This is a genomic window from Polyangium sorediatum, assembly GCF_029946465.1.
GTDB lineage: Bacteria > Myxococcota_A > Polyangia > Polyangiales > Polyangiaceae > Polyangium > Polyangium fumosum.
Genome location: NZ_JARZHI010000027.1, coordinates 1 through 22123, shown reverse-complemented (window position 1 = coordinate 22123; position 22123 = coordinate 1). Strand labels below are relative to the sequence as shown.

Sequence of the window (22123 nt, the reverse complement as noted above, 5' to 3'; positions counted from 1 at the left end):
TCTCCTACCTCAAATCAATGCGCGGCCCACTGCACGGAAGCGAGATCGATGCCTTCCTTGTGCATCTCGTAGAGCGGGGACATCTCGCGGAGCTTGTTCACCTTGCGGATCACGAGGTCGGCCACGTAGTCGACCTCCTCCTCGGTGGTGAAACGACCGAGGCCAAACCGAATCGACGAGTGGGCGAGGTCGTCGCCGATGCCCATCGCGTGCAGCACGTACGAGGGCTCGAGGCTCGCGCTCGTGCAAGCCGAACCGCTCGACACCGCCACGTCCTTGATGGCCATGATCATGGCCTCGCCCTCGACGAACGCGAACGAGAGGTTGAGGTTGCCCGGGAGCCGGTGCTCGAGCGACCCGTTCACGATGACCTCGTCGAGCTCGCTCGTGATGCGCCGGCGGAGTTTTTCGCGCAGCGCGAGGATGCGCTCGCTCTCCGCGCGTCCCTCCTCCAGCATGATCTCCGCGGCCCTGGCGAAGCCCACGATGCCCGGCACGTTCAGCGTGCCCGAGCGCATGCCGTACTCGTGCCCGCCGCCGTCCATCTGCGCGACGAGGCGCACGCGCGGCTTCGACCGACGCACGTAGAGCCCACCAACTCCTTTGGGCCCATACATCTTGTGCGCGGTGATCGAGGCGAGATCGACGTGCATCGCCTCGACGTCGAAGGGCACCTTGCCCACGCCCTGCACCGCGTCCGAGTGCAGAAGGACGCCGCGTGACCGCGTGATCTTGCCGATCTCCGCGATCGGCTGCACCGTGCCGACCTCGTTGTTCGCGAGCATCACCGAGACGAGGATCGTCTTGTCCGTGATCGCCTTCGCGACGTCGTCGGGATCGACGCGACCATCCTTGCCGACGGGCAGGTACGTCACTTCGTAGCCCTGCTTCTCCAGGCGCTTGCACGTGTCGAGCACGGCCTTGTGCTCGATCACCGTGGTGACGATGTGGTTGCCCTTCTCCTTGTAGAGCTCGGCGACGCCCTTGATCGCGAGGTTGTTGCTCTCGGTCGCGCCCGACGTGAAGACGATCTCCTTCGGGTTCGACGCGCCCACGAGCTTCGCCAGGATCTCCCGCGAGCGCGAGACCGCTTCCTCCGCCGTCCACCCGAACACGTGGCTCCGGCTGGCCGCGTTGCCGAACCGAGCGTTGAAATACGGCAGCATCGCCTCCACGACGCGCGGATCGACCGGCGTCGTGGCGTGGTAGTCCATGTAAATCGGGATCTGGATCGACATCGGTTTCGTCTCTCTTCGAAGCACCCGCTAGCGGTCCGCGCCACTTCGGGAGTGCCCGTTTCCGCCGTGAATTCCGGCCACTAGCTCGGGCTCGGCCTGCTTCCGATCATGCACGTTGCAGTCGGTGCAAGCGGCCACGAGCTCGTCGGGAGCACACGTGTCGCACGTGTCGAGGTAATCGATGCTCGCCTCGAGCTCACGCTCGAGCGAGGAGAGCCGCGCGATCTGCGCGCGCGTCTCTTCGAGCTTCTGCTGGTAGATCGACCGGACCTGCGCCATCGCCTCGGGCGCCGAAGGCGCGCTCTCCCAGAACGCGACGATCTCCTGGATCTGCGAGAGGCTGAGGCCGAGATCGTGTAGCTTGCCGATCCACCTGACACGCGTGACCGCCGCCTGATCGTAGAGCCGATACCGGCCCTTCGACCGCGCGTGCGGCCGGAGCAAACCCACGTCCTCATAGTGGTGGATCGCTCGCACCGTCTTGCCGACGGCCCGCGCGATGTCCCCGACCTGGAGAAGGCGCTCGGCCCCGTGCCCGTCCCGATCCTCGTCGAGATCCGACGGCACGAGCCCCACGTCGGCACGGTGCGCACCCTCCGCACGAACGCCATCCGGGAGAGGAAGGACACCCCTCTCGAGTCCACGCGCTAAAGGTAGGTGGCGAACCGGCCGCATCCAAAACTCCAACCCTCACGCATGCGTAAGGGTTACCTAACGGAAGGTTTAGGCGCCCCTCGGGAGGCTGTCAACCGGAGCAGGACGAAAATGCATGCGATCGAGCTGAGGAAGCGCCCGATCCCCGAGGCGCTCGCGCTCGGCCCCGCGCTCGTCGAGCGAGCCGAGCAGGCCCAGGCGGCGCACCTCGCGCTGAGCCTGGTCGACGGAGCCGCGGTGGTGCTCGGCGCGGCGCAACGAGCCGGCCGCGTCGTGGACCTCGCAGCGTGCAGGCAGAGGGGCATCCCGATCCTGCGCCGCGCGACGACAGGGACGGCAGCCTGGCTCGGCGGCCGGGGCCTCGTGGTGACGCTCGCGTTACCACACGTCGCAGCGCTCGTCGCGGACGCGACGCCGAGGACGCTGCTGAACCGGAACGTACGCCCGCTCCTCGGCGCGTTGACCCGCGCAGGGATGCTCGCACATTATTTCGGACGCGAATGGATCACGCTGCGTCGTCGCCCAGCGGCGCTGCTCGGCTTCGACGTCGCCGCGTCGGGCGCCGTCCTCGTGGAGGCGTTCATCGGTCACGACGCGGCGATCGCGTTGCCCGACGAGATCACGACCGAGAGCGAGCGCGCCGTCGATCGGTTCCTCGGCAAGAAGCCCGCATCGCTCGCCGAGCTCGCGACCGACACGCCGCTCGACCTCGATCGGTTCGCGCATGCGCTTCTCGATGCCTTGCGGGCCCGCACCGAGCCCACGATCACGACGCCGGCGATCGGAGCGGACGAGCTCGACACGCGCCCCTTCGCGCCGATCGAGCACGCGCGCGATCCCATCCCCGAACGTTTGCTCCTCAAACCGGCCGTGCGTGTCCCGATCGGCTGGATCGAATCCGCGGTCGAGCCCGAAGGCGCGCGGCGCGTTTGGCTCGGCGGAGACGTGCTCGCGCCGCGCTGGGCGCTCGCGCGTATCGCAACCCAAGGAGACGCGGGCCTGCCGGAGATCGCGCTCGAAGGCGCGACGATGGCCGATCTGCTCGCCTGCTGAGGATCGATCGTCCGATCCCAAAAGAAAAACGCCCCGCGTCGGCAGGGCGTTTTTCCTCGCGGCGAGCTCTTCAGCTCACTTGGGATCTTCGATCGGATCCGTGCCGACGACGACCGTGCCGCCGTTCGCAACCCACTCGAAGCCGTCGACGAGGACCGTCGAGTCCCACGCGGTGTCGCCCGTGTCCCAGATGGCCCAGCGGATCGTCACCTCGTCGCCGCCCTTGATCGGGGCCTGCGTCTGCAACCACGACGTGCCGCCCGCCTCGTCCCACGTGCCGAAGCCCGTGCCCTCCATCTCGCCGGGGCCGGACGGGCAGGTGAACTGCGGATAGAACGAGTCGTACGAGCAGACGTCGAAGTACGCGATGTTGACGCTCACCGGGTTCGTGTTCTTGTCGAAGGAGATGTTGCCGTTGATCGAGCCCTGCGGCTCCGGCGACACGAGCGCGATGAACTGATCGTTGAACTGCGTGCAGACGTACTCCGGGAACTCCATCGAGTAGAACTTGAACTTGAACTTGTAGCCCGTCGCGTTCTTGGGCGACCGGATCTTCACCTGGAGCCCGACGTCGTCGTTGATGTCCGGATCGCCGTCGCAGCCGGGCACGTCCTGCGGGAAGCCGGGCGGCGGGGTGCCAGCGCCGATCTCGCTGCAGCTCAGGCTGCCGCAAGCGCCCGCCTGGTTCGGAAGGCGCGCGTAGCCCGAGGAGAGCGTGAGCATGCGCGTGCCCTTCTGCACGTTCACGTTCGGCCCGAAGCCGCTCTGGATGCCGATGTGCCTCGTGTACGAGGCGGGGCTGCCGTTCGCGCGCACGTATTGTGCGCTGAGCACGCCCCACTTCTTGTCGGCCGGCGTGATGAACTGGCAGAGGTCGAGCGCGCGCGCGCCGTTCTGCGGATCCGTGTCCTGAAGCCCGATGTTGTCGTCGCACGCCGCAGGCGCGACGTTGTCGGTGACGCCGTCGCAGTCCTCGTCCGCAGCCGTCGCCATCGGATCGTTCGGATCCGTAGCAACCTCGATCGAGCCCGGCGAGACGTTGGCGTCGCAGTCGTTGCAGTCGCCCTGCGCCTCGGAGAATCCATCGCCGTCGTTGTCGACGTTCGTATCGTTGCTGCACTGCGCACTGCCGCCGCCGGAGCCGTTGCCGCCCGAGCCGACGAACGTGCCTCCGACACCATCCGAGGAGGTCGAGCCCCCGGTGCCAGGCTGCCCGGAGGCGCCCGAGCCGCCGTTGCCCCCCGAGTCCTCTCCACCGGACCCGCCGTCGTTGTCGAATACGTTGCGACCGCCGGTCGCCCCGCAACCGGCGGAGCCTGCCGCGGCAACGCCCAGAACCGCGGCGAGACCGAACAGAACCAGATGGCTACGCTTCATGATCCTTCTCCATCCCCGCTCGCACGGAGACAAGCCAAGCCGGACGCGAACACAGCGCCGCACACCTCGCGCGCGCGGACTGCACCTCGAAGTGTACCAACGCGTTGACGTTCTTGAATAGAGATCGCGTCCGGAGCGCCACAAGGGGAGAGGACGCTCCGGACACGCGCCGCGGGTCACTTCGGGATGATGACCTCGGTCACCGTCGTGCCGGGCTTACCCGACCAGCGCCAGTTGTCGATCAACGCGGAGGAGTCGACCTTCCCGTCCGAGGAGTCGTACGTGACGAGGCGCAGGCGGATCGGCTTGCCCGGCGTCACGGCCGTCGTCGTACGCAGCCACCCCGTCGAGCCGTGTGTCCAGCCGGCGTTTGCTTCGTCCTTCTCGAACGTGGTCCCGACGAGCTGCTTCGTCTCGAGCGCGCACTTGAACGAGAACCCGCTCGCCACGCACTCCCCCGTGGGCCCCACAGGGTTTCCCGGGCAACCGCACGCCTCGAAGAATTTGTTGTTCACGCTGATCGGCGCGCCGAACATATCGAACGCAATGTTCCCGTCGCTCTGTCCCATCGGGAACGGGACCATGGACGCGATAAAGAAGTCGTTGTACTCGCGGCACAAGAAGTCCGGCCACTCGTAGCTAAAGAACTGGAAGTCGAACGAGACGCTGAGCGCGTTCGACGGGACGTCGATCTCCATCTCCAGGCCCGTCGCGTCGTGCGGCAGGCCGGTGATCACGTTCGGGCACGAGGGGCTCGCCTTCGGGAAGCCGAAGGGCGCGTTGCTCGTGTAGCCCTTGTCGAACGTGCGGTACGTGGCGTCCGCGTCGCCCTTGTCCCGCGCCTTGCCCGACGACAGGAGGAGCATCGAGTTGCCCTCCTGCGGGTTGTTGTTCGTCCCGAGCTTCGGGACGATCCCATGCCCGAGGTGGAAGTTCGCCAGTTGCGCCGCGTTGACCGGCGGCGGGGTCCCGTCCGCGAGCACCCACTTCGCGCTCTTCAAGAACCTGCAGACGCCGATCGCCTTGGCCGCGTCGGCAGGATCCATGCTGGCGAGCGCGAGGTCGCTGTCGCAAGCAGGCGGCAGGACGTCGACCGTGCCGTCGCAGTCCTCGTCCGCAGGCTCGGGGAGGTTGCCGTTCTCGTCCATCTCCGCGATGACCTCGACCGCGCTCGGATTGACGAACTTGTCGCAGTCGTTGCAGTCGCCTTCGAGCTCGGTGTAGCCGTCGCCGTCGTTGTCCGCGTCGGGCGCGCCCTCGTCGCAAGCCCCGCCGCCCGCGCCGCCCGTGCCGGTCGACGAGGTGCTGGTCGTGATGAGGATGTTGCCATCGCCGCCCTGACCGAAGTTGCCGGCGCCGCCCTGACCGCCGGAGCCGCCGGATCCCCCCTCCCCCCCGGAGTTGCCGCTGCCGCCGCCCGCGGCGCATGCGCCCGCTGCCGTCGCGGCGATGACGCACAACCCGACGAGCCCGAACCATGTGGATGTTCTCGACCGCTTCATGACGACGCCCTCGTGATGCAAAAGGATTCCTCGGGGACTCACGGTCGCCGTCGTCGCCCGATGGCCCGCCGGATCGGCCACGTCGAGCAAGCGGTACCTCGGGGAAAGAAAGACGCGCGTATCGATGGACACGGCGAGCGCAAGCATGCCTAGCGTAGCCGAACGGCCCGCAGGCTGTCACGCGCTCGGGGCGCTTCCAGGGTCCTGGAGGGAGGAGGGGGCGGGGGAACGTAGGAGCGCGCGCCACGCGGACGCGCCGCCGCTCAGGCTTCGGGCGAGGTCGAGGAAGCCTTCTTGCGCTTCTTCTGGTCCTTCTTGCTGCTGCCGTTCGCGTGCGACGAGCCGTTCGAGGTCGACACACTCGGGCGGAGCAGGTCGTCGGCCATCTTCGCGGCGCGATCCGTCTTCTCCCAGGAGAAGTCGTCCCGGCCGAAATGCCCGTACGCCGCGGTCTTGCGGTAGATCGGCTTGAGCAGGTCGAGCTGATCGATGATCGCCTTCGGCCGCATGTCGAAGCTCTCGAGGATGTACTTCTCGAGCACCTCGTCGGCGACGCGGCCCGTGCCGAAGGTGTTCACGTGCACGCCGACCGGCTGCGCGACGCCGATCGCGTAGGCGATCTGCACCTCGCAACGCGCCGCGAGCTTCGCCGCGACGACGTTCTTCGCGACGTACCGCGCGTAGTAGCAGGCCGAGCGATCGACCTTCGTCGGGTCCTTGCCGCTGAAGGCGCCGCCGCCGTGCCGGCCCATGCCGCCGTACGTGTCGACGATGATCTTGCGGCCCGTGAGGCCCGCGTCGCCGTAGGGGCCGCCGATGACGAACCGGCCCGTGGGGTTGATGAAGAACTTCGTGTTCTTGTCGACGAGCTTCTGCGGGAGGACCTTGTCGATGACGAGCGTGCGCATCGCCTCGACGATCTCCTTGTGCTTGACGTCCGGCCCGTGCTGCGTCGAGAGCACGACCGCGGCGATGCGCGCGGGGACGTCGTTCTCGTACTCGATCGTCACCTGCGTCTTGCCGTCCGGCCGGAGCCAGTTGACCTTCTTCGACTTGCGGACCTCGGCGAGCTTGCGGGCCATGCGGTGCGCGAACGAGATCGGGGCCGGCATGAGCTCGGGGGTCTCGTCCGTTGCGTACCCGAACATCAGGCCCTGATCCCCTGCACCCTGCTCCTTGAACAGGCCCTCGCCCTCCGTCACGCCGCGCGAGATGTCCGGGCTCTGCTTCTCGATCGCCGTGAGCACCGCGCACGTCTCGTAGTCGAAGCCCATCGACGAGTCCGTGTACCCGATGTCCTTGATCGTGCTGCGGACGACCACGGGCATGTCGACCCACGCGGAGGTCGTGATCTCGCCGGCCACGATCGCCATGCCGGTCTTCACCATCGTCTCGCAAGCGACACGCGCCGTCGGATCCTGCGCGAGGATGCCGTCGAGGATGGCGTCGGAGATCTGGTCGCAAATCTTGTCGGGGTGGCCTTCCGTGACGGACTCGGACGTGAACTGATAACGGCGCATGGATGCTCCTTGGGACGGACGGGGCGTACGCATACGCCGTGGACGATGCACCGTCAACGCGCGGAATAGGACAAAAGCGAAGCGCCGGGCCCTCCGAAGGCGACCCGGCGCACGCGACACTGTCCCTGGAAAATCTATCAGCCGCCCAGCCCCTCGAGCTTGGCGACGAGGTCGGGCGAGAAGGTGCCCTGCGTGAGACGCGAGCGCACCTGCTTGAAGAGGCCTTGCCACTTGGACTTCTGGTCGGCCGTGAGTTCCACGACCGTCATCTTGCCCTTCAGACGAGCGAACGCGGCGTCGTCTTCGCTGCGGATGCGCTTCGTGAGCGCCGCGCTGGCGATCTTGCCCGTGTCCTGGAGGATCGCCTGGAGGTCGGCCGGCAGCCCGTCGAGCTTCTTGCTCGACAGAACGAGCGCGCCAACCGCGAAGCCGGACGCGTCGGCGACGATGGTGTCGAGCTTCGACGCCCACTGGAGCTGTTCGGCGACGAGCGCGGGCGCGACGAGCGCGTTGACGGCGCCCGTGCCGAGGTTCGGCAGGACCTCGGGGATGCCGAGCGGAACGGGCGTCACGCCGCCGATGACCTGGAAAAACACCGGCATCACCGCGTCGTCGCGCCACACGTAGGGCTTCGTGCCCTTGAAGTCTTCGGGCAATCGCACCGCGACGCCCTTCGTGATGAGGTGCGCCTGGCCGACGTCGCCCCAGCCGAGGATGCGGAAGCCAGCGTCCGCCGCGCCCTTCTCGAACTCGGGCCGCATGGTCTCGCGCGCGGCGTCGAGCTTCGCCCACGAGGAGAAGAGGCCCGGCATCTGCAGCGCGAGGATGGGCTTGTGAACCTTGCCGAGACCAACCGCCGTGACCGCGGCGCCGTCGAGCTGGCCGGACTTCATCTTGCCGACCATCGCGCCTTCGTCGCCCTGCTGGCCGTTGTAATAGAAGCGGAGCTCGAGCCGGCCGCCGCTCTTCTCGGCCACCGCCTTCTCCCAAACACTGAACACTTGCCCCCAGGGGCTCGACTTCGGCGCAAGCGTGCCGATCGTGATCACTTCAGCGGCACTCGCATCCTGCGACGCACCGATCCCCGCGAGGACCGTCAGGGCGCCGAGGAGTTTCACCATCGCTCTTCGCAGCATCATGAGAAGCCTCCGTCTCGGTTCTTCCGACCCTCGTACGCGACGTGTCTCGAGGGTTCCTCCTGGCCTGCGCGTGTTCGTATACCGGAGCTCGTCGCTCTCGAACAGACAGGCTCGCCCCGTACGCACGCACGATGCACCGCAGCATCGAGCATCGCGTTCCAGGAAGAGGGCGGCACGGGACAGTGGACGATGGGGCCACGACGTTATTCACGTTGCCGCATCGCGAAAAACCCTGATGATAGCGACCCGATGACCCTGGATGAGATCCGCGCCGTCCTCGAGGCGCAAGGATGGCCGGTCGAGCGGCTCTCCGAGGCCACGCTGCGCAGTCGCTTCCGCAGCAAGGACCGGATTTTTCCGCTGTTCGTACACCTCGAACCTCTCTTCGTGACGTTCGCGGTGATCCCCTACGCGCGTTTGCCCGAGGACCCCGATTCGGCCGAGGCGCTCATGACGCGCCTGCTCAAGCTCAACCGAGAGATCAACCTCGCCAAGTACTCCGTCGACGATGATGGCGACATCATCCTGAGCGTCGAGTACCGCATCGAGCACCTCGACCCGAGCGAGATCCGCGACGCCGTGGACGTGCTCTCGTTCTACGCAGACAAACATCACGAGGACGTGCACAAGCTCTCGGGGCAGTGACGCGTTCGGGACGAACCCGGGCAGGACGAACCGTCACTCGGTGATCGTCTCGGTGCGCGGACGCTCTTCCTTCTTCGCGTCGAGCAGGGCGCGGCGCTCGACACGCACGCGGCGCACTTCTTCGCCGCGCACGATGGTGAGGCGCACGGACGAACCGACATCGCCGCGCAGGAGCGCGCGGATCTCCTTGGCGTCGAGGTCACGCACGTAACGGCCTTCGATCATGACGAGCTCGTCGCCTGGCAAGAGCCCCGCGCGCTCAGCCGCGAGGCCCGGAGACAAGTCACGCACGTAGAGCGCGCCCGTGTCGTTGTCGCGCGAGAGCACGGCGCCGATGGAGCCCTTCGTCTCCGCCGCGCAGGCGAGCCCCACGAACAAGAGCGACACGAGGAGCTGCGCTCGGGCGACGCGCATGCCGGCATCCTAGCGGACGTCATGACGAACGAGCTGCCTTGCAGCAGGGCAGGCGCTTGGATGAGCTTCTGCGCATGCACGCGCGAGGTCTCCTCCTGCTGCGCGTGCCTCGCCGCATGCATGCTCAGCGGGCCGACGATCGACACCGAGCGCAGGCGTGCGCAACGGTGCGTAGAGATTTTCCGAGAGCGAGACGACAGCGCATTCGGCTACGCGCTCCGGTCCCTCCTGCGCTACGTCGTTCCGTCGAATTCGACAAAACCTCGACGTTTCACGCATGTTCGACGGGCGCCGATCTTGCTTGAGCCCGCCGCACATCTCATGGCGATGAAGCCTCGACCTGATGGGTCTTCCCCCTTAGACTGCGCCGCGTCATCTCCCGCGGCGTCGCGGTTCGTCGCTGGATCCCGGCTACGCGGAGAGAACAAGTGAGCACTTCCACGCACCAAAACGGACTCTGGAGCCCGTCGGACATGCGTGCCTCCGAAGAGCACGTCGAGGGAGCCCCCGCACAGATCACCGCCATGCAAGGCGGGTGGATCAAGTTCTTGCTCGGTAGCTTCACCGTGCAGGACGTCATCCTGCTCGTCTACCTCACGGTCGTGCGGCTGCTTCTTGCGGTGCAGCGGCAAGCGACCGCCGATCAGGTGTCGTGCGCCCGGACGACGGAGTTATGCATCGGGGTGATCCTCGGCGCCGTGCTGATCGGCCGCGTGATCCCCGGCATCCCGCCGATCGTCCGGAAGATCGTCTACCGCGTGAGCATCGTCGGCGTGCTCGTGCAGAACTACCTCGTGCTGCGCTGGCTCTTGCCGGTGGTGCGTCCGGACTCGTTGGACGCGACGCTCCTCCGGATCGACGAGGCGATCTTCGGTCGCGAGCCCGCGCTCGTGCTCGAGGCGCTCAACGTGCGGCCCGTGGTCGAGTGGTTCTCGTTCTTCTACTTCAGCTACTTCTTCATCGGCGCGACCTACATGATCGTGGGCCTGTGGCTGACGAAGCCGAGCCGCCGGACGACCGCGTTCGCGATCGGGACGTTGCTCGTCTTCAGCATCGGCCAGCTCGGGTACATGGTGGTGCCCGGCTACGGCCCGCATCAGTACCTGGCCCATCAGTTCAAGGGGCCGATCAACGGCGGGTTTTTCTGGGGCTGCGTCTGGGACACGGTGCAGGCCGGCAGCGCGATGAAGGACATCTTCCCTTCGCTGCACACGGCCGCGCCGACGTGGTTCACGCTGCACGCGCTGCACAACGCGAAGACGGATCGGCGCTGGTTCTGGCCTGCGATCGTGACGGGCTTCTTCGCGGCGAACATCATCTTCTCGACGGTGTTCCTGCGCTGGCACTACGCGATCGACGTCCTCGCGGGCCTGACGCTCGCCTTCACCGTCGGTGCCCTCGCGCCGTGGATCGCGAAGCGCGAAGAGGCGTGGCGCCTCGCGCGAGGTTTCCGCGGCGCGTGGGTCTTCGACTGACGAAGCCGCGAACGACACGCCGCACCGTCGATCATTCGTCGCCCCCCGCCCACCGAAGCCGCACGAGCCCCTCCCCGTACGCGACGAGACGCGCCGCGCAGGCGAGCCGCTGCGAGGGCGGCGCGTCGAAGAGCTCGAGCACCTCGGACTCGTCGGCCTTCGGGGGTGCGAGGAGCGCGGCGCCTTCGAGGACCTCGACGAGGCACGTGCCGCAGCTCGCCGAGCGGCACGAGAACGAGACGGGCGCGCGGCACGCATCGCTGACGTCGACGAGCGCGTCGCCCGGCGCGGCGTCTGCGCCTGCGGCGGGGCCGAGTTCGTTCGCCAGGAACTCCACCCGGATCACGAGGCATCTCTAACGGAAGCCGCGCGCGTCGTCGACTCCGCTGCTCGGGCATTGGCGAGGCCGAGCGGCCGCGATATCCAGGGGCCATGACGCATCACGGGTGGGATGCCTTGATCCTGGGGGGAGGGCCCGGTGGTTCCACGCTCGCCGCGAGCCTCGCGCGGAGAGGCCGGCGGGCGCTCGTGCTGGAGCGCGAGAAGTTCCCGCGGTTTCACATCGGCGAGTCGCTCCTGCCTCGATCGCGTGAGGTTTTCGTCGAGCTCGGCGTGGACGAGGAGCTCGATCGGAGGTTCTTGCGCAAGTACGGCGCGCGTTTCCTCTGCTGCACGACCGGGCGTGAGAGCACGTATCGCTTCGAAGAGAGCTTCGATCCGAAGTTCACGTACGCCTACCAAGTCCCGCGGGCCGAGTTCGATCACGTGCTGCTCGAACAAGCGCGCAAGCTCGGCGCCGAGGTGCGCGAGCAGTGGGAGGCGACGGACGTGCTCTTCGAAGGCAGCCGCGCCGTCGGGGTGCGCGCGAAAAACCTCCTGAACCCTTCCGAGGTGACGGAACTCTTCGCGCCGATCGTCGTCGACGCGACGGGGCGCGACACACTCCTGGCCTCACGCACGCGGCGCAAAGCGAACATCGCGCGGCTCGACAAGACCGCGCTGTTCTCGCACTACCGCGGCACGTTCCGGCCGAGCGGGCAGGACGAAGGGAACATCCAGATCGTGATCTTCGAACACGGCTGGTTCTGGTTCATCCCGTTCCGCGGCGACGTGACGAGCGTGGGCGTGGTCGTGTCGTCCGAGTGGATCCGGCAGAAGCAAAAAGGCGAATCGCTGGATTCATTTTACGATCGTACGTTCGCGCAATCGGCGACGGCGCGCGAGATCCTCGGAGGCGCGACGCGGCTGCGGCCCGTGGGCGCGCTGGCGGACTTTTCGTACCGGATCGATCAGCTCGCGGGCGACGGGTGGCTCTTCGTCGGCGATGCCGGCGGCTTCCTCGATCCGCTGTTCTCGACGGGCGCGCACCTGGCCATCAAGGGCGCCGCGCTCGCGGCCGAGGCGATCGATCACGCGCTCACGACGGGCGACGTGTCACGCGCGGCGTTCGCCACGTACGAGGCGAACGTGCGCTACGCGGTCGATCTGTTCCTGGGCGTCGTGCAGAGCTTCTACGCGGGGCAGTTCCGCGAGACGTTGTTCGAGCCGAACCAGCGGCCGACGATCCGCAAGCTCATCACGTCGATCCTCTCGGGCGACGTGTTCCACGTGGAGCGCCGTCCGCCGTGGGCCTCGTTCCTCCGCGAGCACTACCCGGCCGAAGTGCCCACGTTCGTCTGAACACGCGCTACTTCGTGGGCACCGTCGCGAGGTTTTCCTTGCACGTCGCGGCGAGCCCTTCCTTGCCGCCAGGCGCTTGCGCGGCCTCACGCCACGCTTGGCGCATCGCCTTGAAGCCAGGTTCACGCGCGGCGCGCGCCTCCTCGGGCAAACCATCGAGGAAGGCTTCCATCTTCTTCACGTACGCGTCGCACTCGGCGACGCCGATCGCGCCCTCGGATGTCGCGGCGGTCCCCTCGCCCTCGCTGCCCTTCTTGCAGCCGAACATCGTCAGAGAAACCGCAAAGACCACCGCGATCGTCTCACGCCGCATCTCGAAACGTCTCCGTGGGAAGCCGGCGGGCATCCTGCCACACGAGGGCAGGACGGGGACAGTTCGTCGCGACTCCGCGCGGGCGCTACGCGCGGACGAGTAGGATCGCGTGCTCTTGGCGCGGACGTGAGGCGAAGGCGCTGCGCGTGGGCACGTGGAAGTGCGGGCGCGGCTGCGAGGCGACGGTGTCCACGCGAAGGCGCGCGCGCGGCGCGACGCGGCGGATCACGTCGACGGAGTAGACGGGGCGGCCCGCGACGACGCTGTCGGCGAGGAGGAGGATCGCTGACGCCTCAGGGCGCATGACGCGGCCGAGCGCGGCGAGCGTGTCGCCGATCTCGCGCTCCCAGCGGGCCACGCCTTCCTCGGGGCCCATGGGATCGAGCCGGCGACGCGCGCCGATCTCGGCACGCTCGAAGCGCTCGGGGCGAAGGCGAAGCCAACGAAGGCGCGCCTCGTGGTGCGCGAGGTAGTCGTAGACGCCCGGGTACGGCGGCGACGTGACGACGAGATCCACGGAGCGATCGTCGATGCCGTCGAGGCGACGCGCGTCGCCTTCGAGAACACGCGCGGGCGGCGCGGCAGCGAGGCGCGCAGAAGCCTCGGCGCGACGCGCGACGAGCTCCTCGGCCTTGCGCACGAAGAGGCGCGCGGCGTAGCCGGAGGCGATACGTCGTTCGAGCTCGCGCTCGGAGGTGTCGGAGGTGCGGCGGCTCAGCTTCGTGAGCATCGACGAAAGCACGAGCTCGAGCTCGCCGCGCACGGCGGGCTCTTCGATGCGATCGATCCCGGCACGCACGCCGTCGAGCTCGAGGAGGACGTGTCGATCGAAGAGGGCGAGATCCTCGGGGCCGTACCGACGCGTGGGTCCGCTCTTCGCCTTGCGGCGTTCGTCCGCGAAGAGCGCGACGGCGCGTGCGGCTTCGACGAACGCGGCGCGATCGGCCTCCGTGGTGTCGCGCAGCTTGAGCGCGGCGAGGCGCACGGCGAGCGGGTTCGCGTCGACGCCGATCGCCTTTCGACCGACGAGCCGCGCTTCGACGAGCACCGTGCCGCTGCCGCAGAACGGATCGAGCACGGCGTTTCCGGGGCGCGAGAAGGACTCGACGAGCCGCTGCGCGGTGACCGGGTGCATGCGCGCCGGGTAGCTGTGGAAGCCGTGCACGTGTGCACGCGCGGCTTCCTCGGCGACCTCGGACGGGGGCACGTCGAGGGCTCTGACGAGCGCCGCGCCACGCGTGAAATCTCCCTCGACCTTGGTCTCTCCGCCGACGTGGGAGAGCGCGCGCCGCACGTTGGGCTTCGTCGGCTCGCGGACCGTCGCCGGCTCGCGGGGCTTCGTTCGCTCGTCGGGCCTCGTTTGCTCGCGGGGCCTCGTTCGCTCGTCGAGCCTCGTTTGCTCTCGGGGCCGCGTTCGTTCGCCGAGCGTATTTCGCTCGCCGGGCTTCGTCTTCGTTCGCTCGCGCATCACACCTTCTCGCGCGTAACGCCGGGCGCTCGCGCCTCGGCCTCCGCCTCGGCTTCAGCCTCCGCTTCGATCGCCGCGAGATCGGGTTTGTCTGGGGAGGCGTCGATCCGCATCCGCGTGAGGCTCCCGTCGTTCCGGACGATCTCGTGCGCTTCGAGCAACGCGAGCAGCTCCTCGGCCTGCGGCTCCGCGATGGGGAGCGCTTCGGCGAGGGCGCGCGCCGTGACGGGTCCCTTGATCTGCGCGGCCACGTCCGCCGCCACCGAGAGCCACGCCTCGTCGAGCGCAGGCTCGATCTCCTTGCCTTGCGCCCGGGAGCGCGCGAGGAACCAGGCGATGAGCCCCGCGAGCGGGCCGGCCGAAAGCAAGCTCGCGAGGAAAAACCCGAGGCCCGGGTTCACCACGCCGATGACGCCGAGCAGGCCGTAGATCGCGAGGATGCCGATCGTCCCCGCGAGCGCGACGCCCGTGAACGCAGCCGCCGCGCGGTTCTTCGCGCGCCTCTTTCGCGCGAGCTCGGCGCGCTGCAGCGGCGTGACCTCCTTGCCGCTCCGCCGCATCTTCCTCGTGTCGAGCGGCACGCGCGGGCCGCCGCAGACGTCGCAGCGGAACCGGAGCTCCGCGTCACGCGTCGCTCCGGACGTGGCCCCGCAATGCGGACAAGCCTCCATGCGTTGCGAGGTCCCGCAGCGCGGACAAACCGCGGCCCCCGCGGGGACGCCCGTGCCGCAAGCGACGCAGCGACATTCGGCCGATCCGGCCGTCATGGCGCCACGCGGGCGATCCGTCCGCGCCTCGCCCTCGCGCCCTTCGGAGCCTGCATGATGAACACGGTCGCGTGCATCATGGGCGCATCTAATCCGGGGCCGGTCCCACGGCCAGAGGAGAGCGCACCGATCGACGCTGCGGGGTCGACGGACGGGGACGGGCGCCCGGCCGGGACGGCTCGGCTCGCTTCACGGCGAGGCGGGGACGTGCCAACATGCAGGACATGCGGGGACGGTGGACCCGGACGGGCCGGAACGCTGCAGCGTGGAGCGTGGCCGCCGGTTATGCGCTCCTCGCGTGCCTCGCGACCGCCCTCGCGCTGGCGCTCCGGGACGGCGCGCCCTGGATGTACCCGGACCCGTGGCTCGGCCTGACGCCGCTCGTCGGGACGCTCGCGAGCGCCCTCTCCGGCATCATCCTCGCCACGATCCTGGTGGCCACGACGCGCTTCGCGGTCGGTCGCTTCGCCTGGGCCAGGCGCCTGCACGGCGAGCTTCGTCCGGTCGCGAAGGATCTTTCCGTCGGGCAGATCCTCATCCTCGCGGGCCTGTCGAGCCTCGGCGAGGAGATCCTGTTTCGCGGGCTGCTCACGCCGGTGATCGGCGTGCTCGGCTCGGGCGTGCTCTTCGGCCTCTTGCATCAGATGCGCGGGCCGAGCCGCTGGGTCTGGACGACGTGGGCGACGGCCGTGGGCCTCATCCTCGGGGCGATCTTCGCGGCCACGGGCTCGCTGCTCGGGCCGCTGCTCGCGCACGCGATCGTGAACGCGGTGAACCTCGGGTACCTGCGTGATCACGATCCCGGAAACGATCCCGAGCAGAACCTCGCCTGAGCCGAAGCCCCGCGCGCGGCAAACACGCTCAGCGCTTCTTGTCGTTGACCGGGCCCGTCTGCGGATGCCGCGGCGGGAGCGGCGGCGGCGCCGGACGCACGCCGCTTTCGGTGAGATCGGGCCGCGTCTGCACGGCTTGACGCGGCGGCGGCGTGGGCGAGCGCGGCATGGGGCCGGCGCCCGGGTTCGGCAGCGGCGGCGGCGTGCTCTTCGAATGCGTGCCCGGGGCCGGCGGGCGCGCCGCGGGCGCGGGGCCGGGGAACGACGGGCGCGTGTACTCGCCGCTCGTGCGGGAAGGCGCGAGGGGTTGTCGCGGCGGCGGTCCCGGAAGCCGGTTCGCCCCGCCCGGCGCGCGGGGCGGTGGTCCGGGCAAACCCCCCGCGGTCCGCGTGGGCACGGGCTGACGCGGCGGCGGACCGGGCAAACCCGCAGACACCGCAGGTCGGGCGGCCGGCGTGTGGCGCGGCGGCGGCGCGCCCGGCGAGCGCGGCGCCATGACGCCCGGACGAACCGGACCTCCCGCTCCGTACGTTCCGGCCGGCCGCATCGGCCCTGCGTTCGCGGGCGCGGGGCGCGCGCCGGCTTGCCTCGGCGCGTTGCCCCAGTTCGGTCGATAGGCCGGCGCGCCTTCGAGGTCTTCCTCTTCGAGCTGGTACTCGGACGCGGGCGACTCGTCGACCTCGTCGAACGCTTCTGCGGAGAGCTCGGTGAGCTGCTCCGGCTCCTCGACGAGCTGCGCTTCGTCACCGTATGCAGACTCGGGGACGAGCTCCTGCGAGCCCGGCGCGGCCTCCGCGCGGTTCGCGCTCTGCGGCGGCGCCACGGGCTCGTCCATGCCGAAGTCGGCCCAGTCGTAGTAGGCCTTCCGATCGGTCTCGTCGTCTTGCGCGGGCGCGGCTGCAGCGGGCGCGCGTGCTGCTTGGATCGGCTTCGCGGGCTCGGCGATCGCCTTCGACGACGGAGGCCCGAGGTCGGTGCGCCGCGACGGAGGCCCGCCCATCGAGGGCGCGGCGAGGCGCGTGGAGGGCGCGGCCTTGCTCGATCGAGGTTGCTCGCCGTTGTGGATGCTCTCGTCTTCGAGGCGCACGGCTTCGAGCAAGAGGTGCCCGATCGGCTGCGCGTTGCCGGTCGGCGGGCGATCGGGCTGCGGGACGAACGAGAACCGACCGACCTTCCAGCCGAGGATGTTGCGCAGGATCGTGATCGCGTCGGTCGTCGTGCCGCCGATGGTCCCGGTCACGACGAAGCCGGTGGCGACGTCGAGCTGCACCTTGCGCTTCTTGCTGATGACCTCGACGACACCCGTGCGCCGCTCGAGCTCGAGCACCGTAAGCACGGTGGCGATCGACATCTGACTCAGATCGCCCTGGATCGCCGTCGTTTCGGTCGAGGACGAAGGCGGGACGGAGACGAGCGAGTCGCGCCGCTTGCGCAACCGCCACGCCATCTGCACGAGCGCGCCAACCTGCGCGACGACCTCGTCGACGCGAAACGGCTTCGTCATGTACGCATCGGCGCCGACGTGAAACCCTTCGAGTCGCGCCTCTTGATCGTCGAGGGCGGAGAGGAAAAGGAAGGGCGTCACCGACACGCGCGAGGGCTGCGTGCGGACGTTCCGCGCGACCCAGTAGCCGTCGTTGTCCGGCAGATCGATGTCGCAGATGATGCAGTCCGGCTCGCGATCGCAGGCCGTATCGAGCCCTGCTTGCGCGGTGTTGCAGACGATGACGTCGTAGCCTGCGTCACGGATCGCGCCCGAGAGCAGGCTGCTGACCCACTCGTCGTCTTCGATCACGAGCACGAGCCCTCGGGGCATTGGCGAAACCGTATCACGTGCGCTCGCCGAGGGGCCAAGTGGCAAGGGGCCCGCCCGGTCGGTTTCGTCCCCGGGGGGCGTGGGGGCCCTCGCGTCTCGGCCCGCCCGCCCGGAGGGATTCGGCCGCGCGCGCACGGCTTTTCGGCGCTAAGCTGGGCCTCGTGACGAAAGGAACGCGGATCGTGGTCGCCATGAGCGGCGGAGTCGACTCCTCCGTGGCGGCCGCGCGCCTCTGCGACGCCGGCTATGACGTCATCGGGGTGACACTGCACCTCTGGGATTACCCCGACGACCGGAGCGAGCGGGGTCGTTGCTGCGCGCCCGAGGACCAACACGACGCGCGGCGGGCGGCGGATCACCTGGGCATCCCGCACTACACGTTCGACCGCCGGGAGCTCTTCCGCGCGCACGTGGTCGATCCGTTCGTCGACGCGTACCTCGACGGCGAGACGCCGAGCCCCTGCGTGGCCTGCAACCGCTCGGTGAAGATGCGCGAGCTCTTCCCGCTGGCGGAGCGGCTCGGCGCGTCGTTCATCGCGACCGGTCACTACGCGCGTACGGAGGTCGGCGAGGACGGACGCGCGCGCCTGTATCGAGGCAAGGATCGCGTCAAGGATCAGAGCTACTTCCTGCACATGCTGCGCGAGGACGAGCTGCGGAAGCTCGTCCTGCCGCTCGGGGACGCGACGAAGGAAGAGGTGCGCGCCGAGGCGCACGCGCGGCGGATCCCGCGCGCGGACAAGGGCGAGAGCCAGGAGCTTTGTTTCGTCCCCGCGGGCGGCTACGGCGCGTTCGTCGAGAACCGCGCGGGGCGCGAGCGGGTTCGGCCCGGCCCGATCGTCGACGATCGAGGGCGCACGGTGGGGCACCACGAGGGCGTGCATCGGTTCACGATCGGCCAGCGCAAGGGCATCGGCGTGGCGCTCGGTCGGCCCGCGTTCGTCGTGGGGATCGACGCGGAGTCGGGCGCGGTGCGTCTCGGCGGCGAGGACGCGCTGCTCGCGACGGGCGCGCTGCTCGAAGCGGGCGCATGGAGCGACGACGTGACGTTCCCGCTCGAAGCCGACGTGCGGGTGCGCGCGCGTCATGAAGGAGAACGCGCGACGATCGAGCGCGTGCAGGATCCGGAGCGAGGCGAAGTGCTCGTCGCGCGCTTCCGCACGCCGGTGAAGGCGGTCTCGCCCGGTCAGATCGCGGTGGCGTACGACGGCGATCGGGTCTGCGGCGGGGCCGCGATCAAGTCCGCGATCCACGCAGGCGCGGGAGGCGCTGCGTGAGCGCGCGGCTCTGCCTCGTCGTCGCGTCGCTGCTCGCGCTCGGCGCGATGGGCTGCTCGCTCGGGCAGGGCGAAGGCGAGGTCAAGAGCGACGCGCTCGTGGCGAAGGATTGCTGGTTCGACGCGTACGATCTGCGCCCCGACTTCTTCGCGGCGGTGCCGTACCGCTCGACGCTCCAGATGCGCGTGCAGCGCGGGACGGATCTGCAAGAGGTCTCCGACGGGCTCGCGGTCCTGATCGAGGACGTGGGCAAGGTCCGAGAGGAGCTGCTCGGCAAGCCCCTCGACGTGACGCTCTCGCCGGGCGTCTTGCCTCCCGGCTCCGATTTCCCGACCCCGCCGCCCGAGGATCAGCCGGCGATCCACGTCTCGCTCTACCTTCAGCGCTCCTGCCACAACCAGAACGTGATCCTCTACGCAGTGGATGGCTCGGTCACGTTTCATTCGCTGTTCAGCGGTGATCCGAACGAGGCCGAGGCCGCGGAGAAGTACACCGACGCCGAGTTCGACGTGTGGATGGGTGATCCGCGCGACGCTCCCGTGGACGCGCCCGCCAACGAGATCCCGAAGGAACTGCAATCGCGTGTGACGGGTTTCTTCCGCTTCTACTTCGAGCGAGGCCAGCCCGGTCAGCCCTTTCCCTGAAGTTCGAGGCGCTTCGTAGGGTCCCTACACACGTCCTCGGAGGGCATGCTCACCCGCTGAACATCCGGAAGCGTCCACGCGCTCTCTCCCGCGCATGGAAAGTGGAATCGTTTTCGCGGTAGGATTCAATCAACGCGTCATGGCTCAACCTCCGCCTCGACCCGCTGCTTCGCGACCGGGCGGTCCGGCACCGGCAAACACCAGGAGCGCGCCCGCCTCCTCGTCCGGTCCCCGCCCGAAAGAACCCGAGAAGCAGCAGCCTGGGACCTTCTTCCTCGGACGATACCGCGTCGTCGACGAGATCGGCGTCGGAGGCATGGCGAGCGTGCATCTGGCGCGCATGGACGGCCCCGGTGGCTTCCAGAAGTGGGTCGCGATCAAGCGCATCCACCCGCACCTCGTCGAAGACGATCAGTTCGTCGACATGTTCCTCGACGAAGCCCGCATCGCGGCCGGGATCAACCACGCGAACGTCGCGCAGGTCTTCGATCTCGGCAAAGACGACAACACGTACTGGATCGCGATGGAGTACCTCCACGGCGAACCGCTGCGCGAGGTCATGCGGCGGGCCGAGGAGAAGCGGATGAACATCAGCCCCGAGCTCGCGGCGCGCATCTGCGCGGACGCGGCCGAGGGCCTCCACGCGGCGCACGAGCTACGCGGCAAGAACGGGCAGCTCCTCGGGCTCGTCCACCGCGACGTGACGCCGCACAACCTGTTCGTCACGTACGACGGCTACACGAAGGTCGTCGATTTCGGCATCGCGAAGGTCGCCGACCGGCTCGCGTCGACCCGCGCCGGCACGCTCAAGGGCAAACTCGCGTACATGTCGCCCGAGCAGGTGCGCGGCGCGGACGTCGATCGCACGACGGACATCTTCGCGCTCGGCGTCGTGCTCTGGGAGCTCACGACGAACCAGCGGCTCTTCCGCATGGACACCGATCTCGACACGCTCGAGAAGGTGCAGGCCTGCGTGGTGCCGCTGCCCTCGACGATCGTGCGCGGCTATCCGCAAGGCCTCGAAGCGGTCGTCATGAAGGCGCTCGCGAAGAACAAGAAGGACCGCTACCAGACGGCCCGCGAGTTCTCCCGCGCCCTGCAGGTCTACCTGAACCAGAGCGGAGCGTTCGTCGGTCCCGAGGAGGTCGCGCAGTTCGTCCGACACGTGTTCACCGATCGCATCGCCAAACGCGAGGCGCACCTCGCGTGGGCCGCCGAGGTGACGTCGACGGTGAACGTCGATCAGCTCCGCGCGCAGGGCGGCCTGAATGACGATTCGCTGCTCGAAGACGACGACGACGACGATCGTCGCGGCCGCGCGAGCGGGACGGCGCCCTCGAAGTCGGCGGCGCAGCCGATCGCGAACCGCGCGCCCGCCGCGATGCCCCCGCCCGAGGATCGATCGTCCGCGTCGCAGCAGATGGCCGCCACGTCGCTCATGGATGACGACGAGGACGTGCCGACCACGGTCGCGACGCGTGATCACCTGGAGAAGGCCGCGGGCGGGCCGCTGCCGAGCGCAGGTCGTCCTTCGACGCCGCAGGGGCAGCACAGGCCTCAGCTCACGACGCCGCTCCCCGCCGCGGGCATGCCCGGGCCGGGGCACAACGAGCGCACCGCGGCGCTGCCGAACGGCGGATATCCCGGCGACGCCGACGATCTCAACGCGACGATCGCGCTCCCGGCGAACGCGAAGATGCCGGATCCCGGGCCGCCGCGGCAAGGGTTTGGCGCGCCGCAACAGCCGAGCTTCGGCGGGTATCCCGCGCCGCAGCAGCCGAGCTTCAACGGCGGCATGGCGCCGCAGCAGCCGGGCTTCGGCTTCGGCCAGCAGCCGCCGCAGCCGCAGTACGGACAGCAGCCCGGCTACCAGCACCCGATCAGCAACCCGAACCCGCAGATCCCGCAGCAGTACGGCCAGCGCGTGGCGCAGTCGCAGATCGAGACCGCGATGTCGCTGCCGCGCCCCGATCCCGCCGCGCTCTGGATGGCGCAGCAGGAAGCGGCTCGTCAGCAAGGCGGGCCGAAGCGCAACACGGGCGTGTTCGTGCTGGTCGTCGCGCTCGTCGCGCTCAGCGTGATCGGCATCGGCGTGCTCGTGTATTTCAAGCTGAAGCAGCCGCAGGAGACGTCGCAGCCGGCGGCCCCGGCCGTGCCCGAAGCGCCGCCGATCCCGAGCACGGTCGCCGTGCCCGCGCCTGCGCCCGCACCTGCGCCCGCGCCCGCGCCGACCGAAACGGCCGCGGCTGCGCCGACGGATACGGCCGCGCCTGCGGCCGCGCCGAGCCCTGGACCCGGGACCGCGCCC

Annotated in this window: 20 protein-coding genes; 8 read left to right on the top strand and 12 right to left on the bottom strand. The window is 69.0% G+C overall.

Going from position 1 to position 22123, the window contains the following annotated elements; genetic code table 11:
• Nucleotides 1-14 precede the first annotated feature (14 nt).
• Both QHF89_RS26890 and QHF89_RS26885 read right to left on the bottom strand, forming a co-directional pair.
• On the bottom strand, nt 15-1232 hold the full coding sequence (locus QHF89_RS26890; protein ID WP_342763973.1) for an IscS subfamily cysteine desulfurase: 1218 nt from the start codon (nt 1230-1232) through the stop codon (nt 15-17).
• A gap of 33 nt (nt 1233-1265) precedes the next feature.
• Nucleotides 1266-1814 (bottom strand): MerR family transcriptional regulator, encoded by a 549-nt coding sequence (locus QHF89_RS26885; RefSeq protein WP_284720974.1) that lies wholly within the window; start codon nt 1812-1814, stop codon nt 1266-1268.
• Nucleotides 1815-2003: 189 nt separating this feature from the next.
• Between QHF89_RS26885 and QHF89_RS26880 the strand changes: the two genes are divergently transcribed.
• Nucleotides 2004-2945 carry a lipoyl protein ligase domain-containing protein gene (locus QHF89_RS26880; protein WP_136970660.1) on the top strand — a complete coding sequence of 314 codons (942 nt, stop codon included), beginning with the start codon at nt 2004-2006 and terminating at the stop codon, nt 2943-2945.
• Between the two features lie 75 nt (nt 2946-3020).
• On the opposite strand, the gene QHF89_RS26875 is transcribed toward QHF89_RS26880, so the two are convergent.
• The 4 genes from QHF89_RS26875 to dctP all read right to left on the bottom strand — a co-directional run bounded on the left by QHF89_RS26875 (nt 3021) and on the right by dctP (nt 8483).
• Complete coding sequence (locus QHF89_RS26875; protein WP_136970661.1) at nt 3021-4322, bottom strand: choice-of-anchor L domain-containing protein; 1302 nt, start codon at nt 4320-4322, stop codon at nt 3021-3023.
• Between the two features lie 176 nt (nt 4323-4498).
• Nucleotides 4499-5971, bottom strand: coding sequence for a choice-of-anchor L domain-containing protein (locus tag QHF89_RS26870; RefSeq protein ID WP_136970662.1), 1473 nt, complete (start codon nt 5969-5971; stop codon nt 4499-4501).
• 116 nt (nt 5972-6087) lie between these two features.
• Nucleotides 6088-7344, bottom strand: a complete 1257-nt coding sequence (gene metK, locus QHF89_RS26865; RefSeq protein ID WP_136932303.1) for a methionine adenosyltransferase — start codon at nt 7342-7344, stop codon at nt 6088-6090.
• 137 nt (nt 7345-7481) lie between these two features.
• Nucleotides 7482-8483, bottom strand: a complete 1002-nt coding sequence (dctP, locus tag QHF89_RS26860) for a TRAP transporter substrate-binding protein DctP (RefSeq protein WP_136932304.1) — start codon at nt 8481-8483, stop codon at nt 7482-7484.
• A gap of 249 nt (nt 8484-8732) precedes the next feature.
• Between dctP and QHF89_RS26855 the strand changes: the two genes are divergently transcribed.
• Nucleotides 8733-9128, top strand: coding sequence for a YbjN domain-containing protein (locus QHF89_RS26855; protein ID WP_136932305.1), 396 nt, complete (start codon nt 8733-8735; stop codon nt 9126-9128).
• 33 nt (nt 9129-9161) lie between these two features.
• On the opposite strand, the gene QHF89_RS26850 is transcribed toward QHF89_RS26855, so the two are convergent.
• Nucleotides 9162-9542, bottom strand: a complete 381-nt coding sequence (locus tag QHF89_RS26850) for a PDZ domain-containing protein (protein WP_136970663.1) — start codon at nt 9540-9542, stop codon at nt 9162-9164.
• A 473-nt stretch (nt 9543-10015) separates the two neighbouring features.
• Between QHF89_RS26850 and QHF89_RS26845 the strand changes: the two genes are divergently transcribed.
• Nucleotides 10016-11017: a phosphatase PAP2 family protein gene (locus QHF89_RS26845; RefSeq protein ID WP_136936294.1), complete on the top strand. Its 1002-nt coding sequence runs from the start codon at nt 10016-10018 to the stop codon at nt 11015-11017.
• 31 nt (nt 11018-11048) lie between these two features.
• On the opposite strand, the gene QHF89_RS26840 is transcribed toward QHF89_RS26845, so the two are convergent.
• Nucleotides 11049-11363, bottom strand: coding sequence for a 2Fe-2S iron-sulfur cluster-binding protein (locus QHF89_RS26840; RefSeq protein WP_136970664.1), 315 nt, complete (start codon nt 11361-11363; stop codon nt 11049-11051).
• Nucleotides 11364-11449: 86 nt separating this feature from the next.
• Between QHF89_RS26840 and QHF89_RS26835 the strand changes: the two genes are divergently transcribed.
• A complete protein-coding gene (locus tag QHF89_RS26835) occupies nt 11450-12697 on the top strand; it encodes an NAD(P)/FAD-dependent oxidoreductase (RefSeq protein WP_136970665.1) in 1248 nt (415 codons plus the stop codon).
• Between the two features lie 7 nt (nt 12698-12704).
• On the opposite strand, the gene QHF89_RS26830 is transcribed toward QHF89_RS26835, so the two are convergent.
• The 3 genes from QHF89_RS26830 to QHF89_RS26820 form a co-directional block, all read right to left on the bottom strand.
• Nucleotides 12705-13010: a hypothetical protein gene (locus QHF89_RS26830; protein ID WP_136936297.1), complete on the bottom strand. Its 306-nt coding sequence runs from the start codon at nt 13008-13010 to the stop codon at nt 12705-12707.
• Between the two features lie 85 nt (nt 13011-13095).
• Complete coding sequence (locus tag QHF89_RS26825) at nt 13096-14478, bottom strand: DNA methyltransferase (RefSeq protein ID WP_136970666.1); 1383 nt, start codon at nt 14476-14478, stop codon at nt 13096-13098.
• On the bottom strand, nt 14478-15245 hold the full coding sequence (locus QHF89_RS26820; protein ID WP_136970667.1) for a zinc ribbon domain-containing protein: 768 nt from the start codon (nt 15243-15245) through the stop codon (nt 14478-14480). The genes QHF89_RS26825 and QHF89_RS26820 overlap by 1 nt, the downstream gene beginning before the upstream one ends.
• A 272-nt stretch (nt 15246-15517) precedes the next feature.
• Between QHF89_RS26820 and QHF89_RS26815 the strand changes: the two genes are divergently transcribed.
• Nucleotides 15518-16078 carry a CPBP family intramembrane glutamic endopeptidase gene (locus QHF89_RS26815; RefSeq protein ID WP_232380100.1) on the top strand — a complete coding sequence of 187 codons (561 nt, stop codon included), beginning with the start codon at nt 15518-15520 and terminating at the stop codon, nt 16076-16078.
• A 28-nt stretch (nt 16079-16106) separates the two neighbouring features.
• On the opposite strand, the gene QHF89_RS26810 is transcribed toward QHF89_RS26815, so the two are convergent.
• A complete protein-coding gene (locus tag QHF89_RS26810) occupies nt 16107-17894 on the bottom strand; it encodes a response regulator (protein WP_284720973.1) in 1788 nt (595 codons plus the stop codon).
• 161 nt (nt 17895-18055) lie between these two features.
• Between QHF89_RS26810 and mnmA the strand changes: the two genes are divergently transcribed.
• From mnmA to QHF89_RS26795, 3 genes are all read left to right on the top strand, one after another.
• Nucleotides 18056-19171 carry a tRNA 2-thiouridine(34) synthase MnmA gene (gene mnmA / locus QHF89_RS26805; protein ID WP_232380101.1) on the top strand — a complete coding sequence of 372 codons (1116 nt, stop codon included), beginning with the start codon at nt 18056-18058 and terminating at the stop codon, nt 19169-19171.
• Complete coding sequence (locus tag QHF89_RS26800; RefSeq protein ID WP_136936301.1) at nt 19168-19815, top strand: hypothetical protein; 648 nt, start codon at nt 19168-19170, stop codon at nt 19813-19815. The genes mnmA and QHF89_RS26800 overlap by 4 nt, the downstream gene beginning before the upstream one ends.
• 94 nt (nt 19816-19909) lie before the next feature.
• Nucleotides 19910-22123, top strand: a 2214-nt coding sequence (locus QHF89_RS26795) for a serine/threonine protein kinase (RefSeq protein ID WP_342763972.1), incomplete at its 3' end; no start/stop codon positions are given.

Coding starts and splice junctions, on each gene's coding strand:
- QHF89_RS26810 (WP_284720973.1), bottom strand. CDS start 17,894: ATGCCCCGAGGGCTCGTGCTCGTGATCGAAGACGACGAGTGGGTCAGC.
- QHF89_RS26820 (WP_136970667.1), bottom strand. CDS start 15,245: ATGACGGCCGGATCGGCCGAATGTCGCTGCGTCGCTTGCGGCACGGGC.
- QHF89_RS26845 (WP_136936294.1), top strand. CDS start 10,016: ATGCGTGCCTCCGAAGAGCACGTCGAGGGAGCCCCCGCACAGATCACC.
- QHF89_RS26825 (WP_136970666.1), bottom strand. CDS start 14,478: ATGCGCGAGCGAACGAAGACGAAGCCCGGCGAGCGAAATACGCTCGGC.
- QHF89_RS26835 (WP_136970665.1), top strand. CDS start 11,450: ATGACGCATCACGGGTGGGATGCCTTGATCCTGGGGGGAGGGCCCGGT.
- dctP (WP_136932304.1), bottom strand. CDS start 8,483: ATGATGCTGCGAAGAGCGATGGTGAAACTCCTCGGCGCCCTGACGGTC.
- QHF89_RS26870 (WP_136970662.1), bottom strand. CDS start 5,971: ATGCTTGCGCTCGCCGTGTCCATCGATACGCGCGTCTTTCTTTCCCCG.
- QHF89_RS26875 (WP_136970661.1), bottom strand. CDS start 4,322: ATGAAGCGTAGCCATCTGGTTCTGTTCGGTCTCGCCGCGGTTCTGGGC.
- QHF89_RS26850 (WP_136970663.1), bottom strand. CDS start 9,542: ATGCGCGTCGCCCGAGCGCAGCTCCTCGTGTCGCTCTTGTTCGTGGGG.
- QHF89_RS26830 (WP_136936297.1), bottom strand. CDS start 13,010: ATGCGGCGTGAGACGATCGCGGTGGTCTTTGCGGTTTCTCTGACGATG.
- metK (WP_136932303.1), bottom strand. CDS start 7,344: ATGCGCCGTTATCAGTTCACGTCCGAGTCCGTCACGGAAGGCCACCCC.
- QHF89_RS26880 (WP_136970660.1), top strand. CDS start 2,004: ATGCATGCGATCGAGCTGAGGAAGCGCCCGATCCCCGAGGCGCTCGCG.
- QHF89_RS26855 (WP_136932305.1), top strand. CDS start 8,733: ATGACCCTGGATGAGATCCGCGCCGTCCTCGAGGCGCAAGGATGGCCG.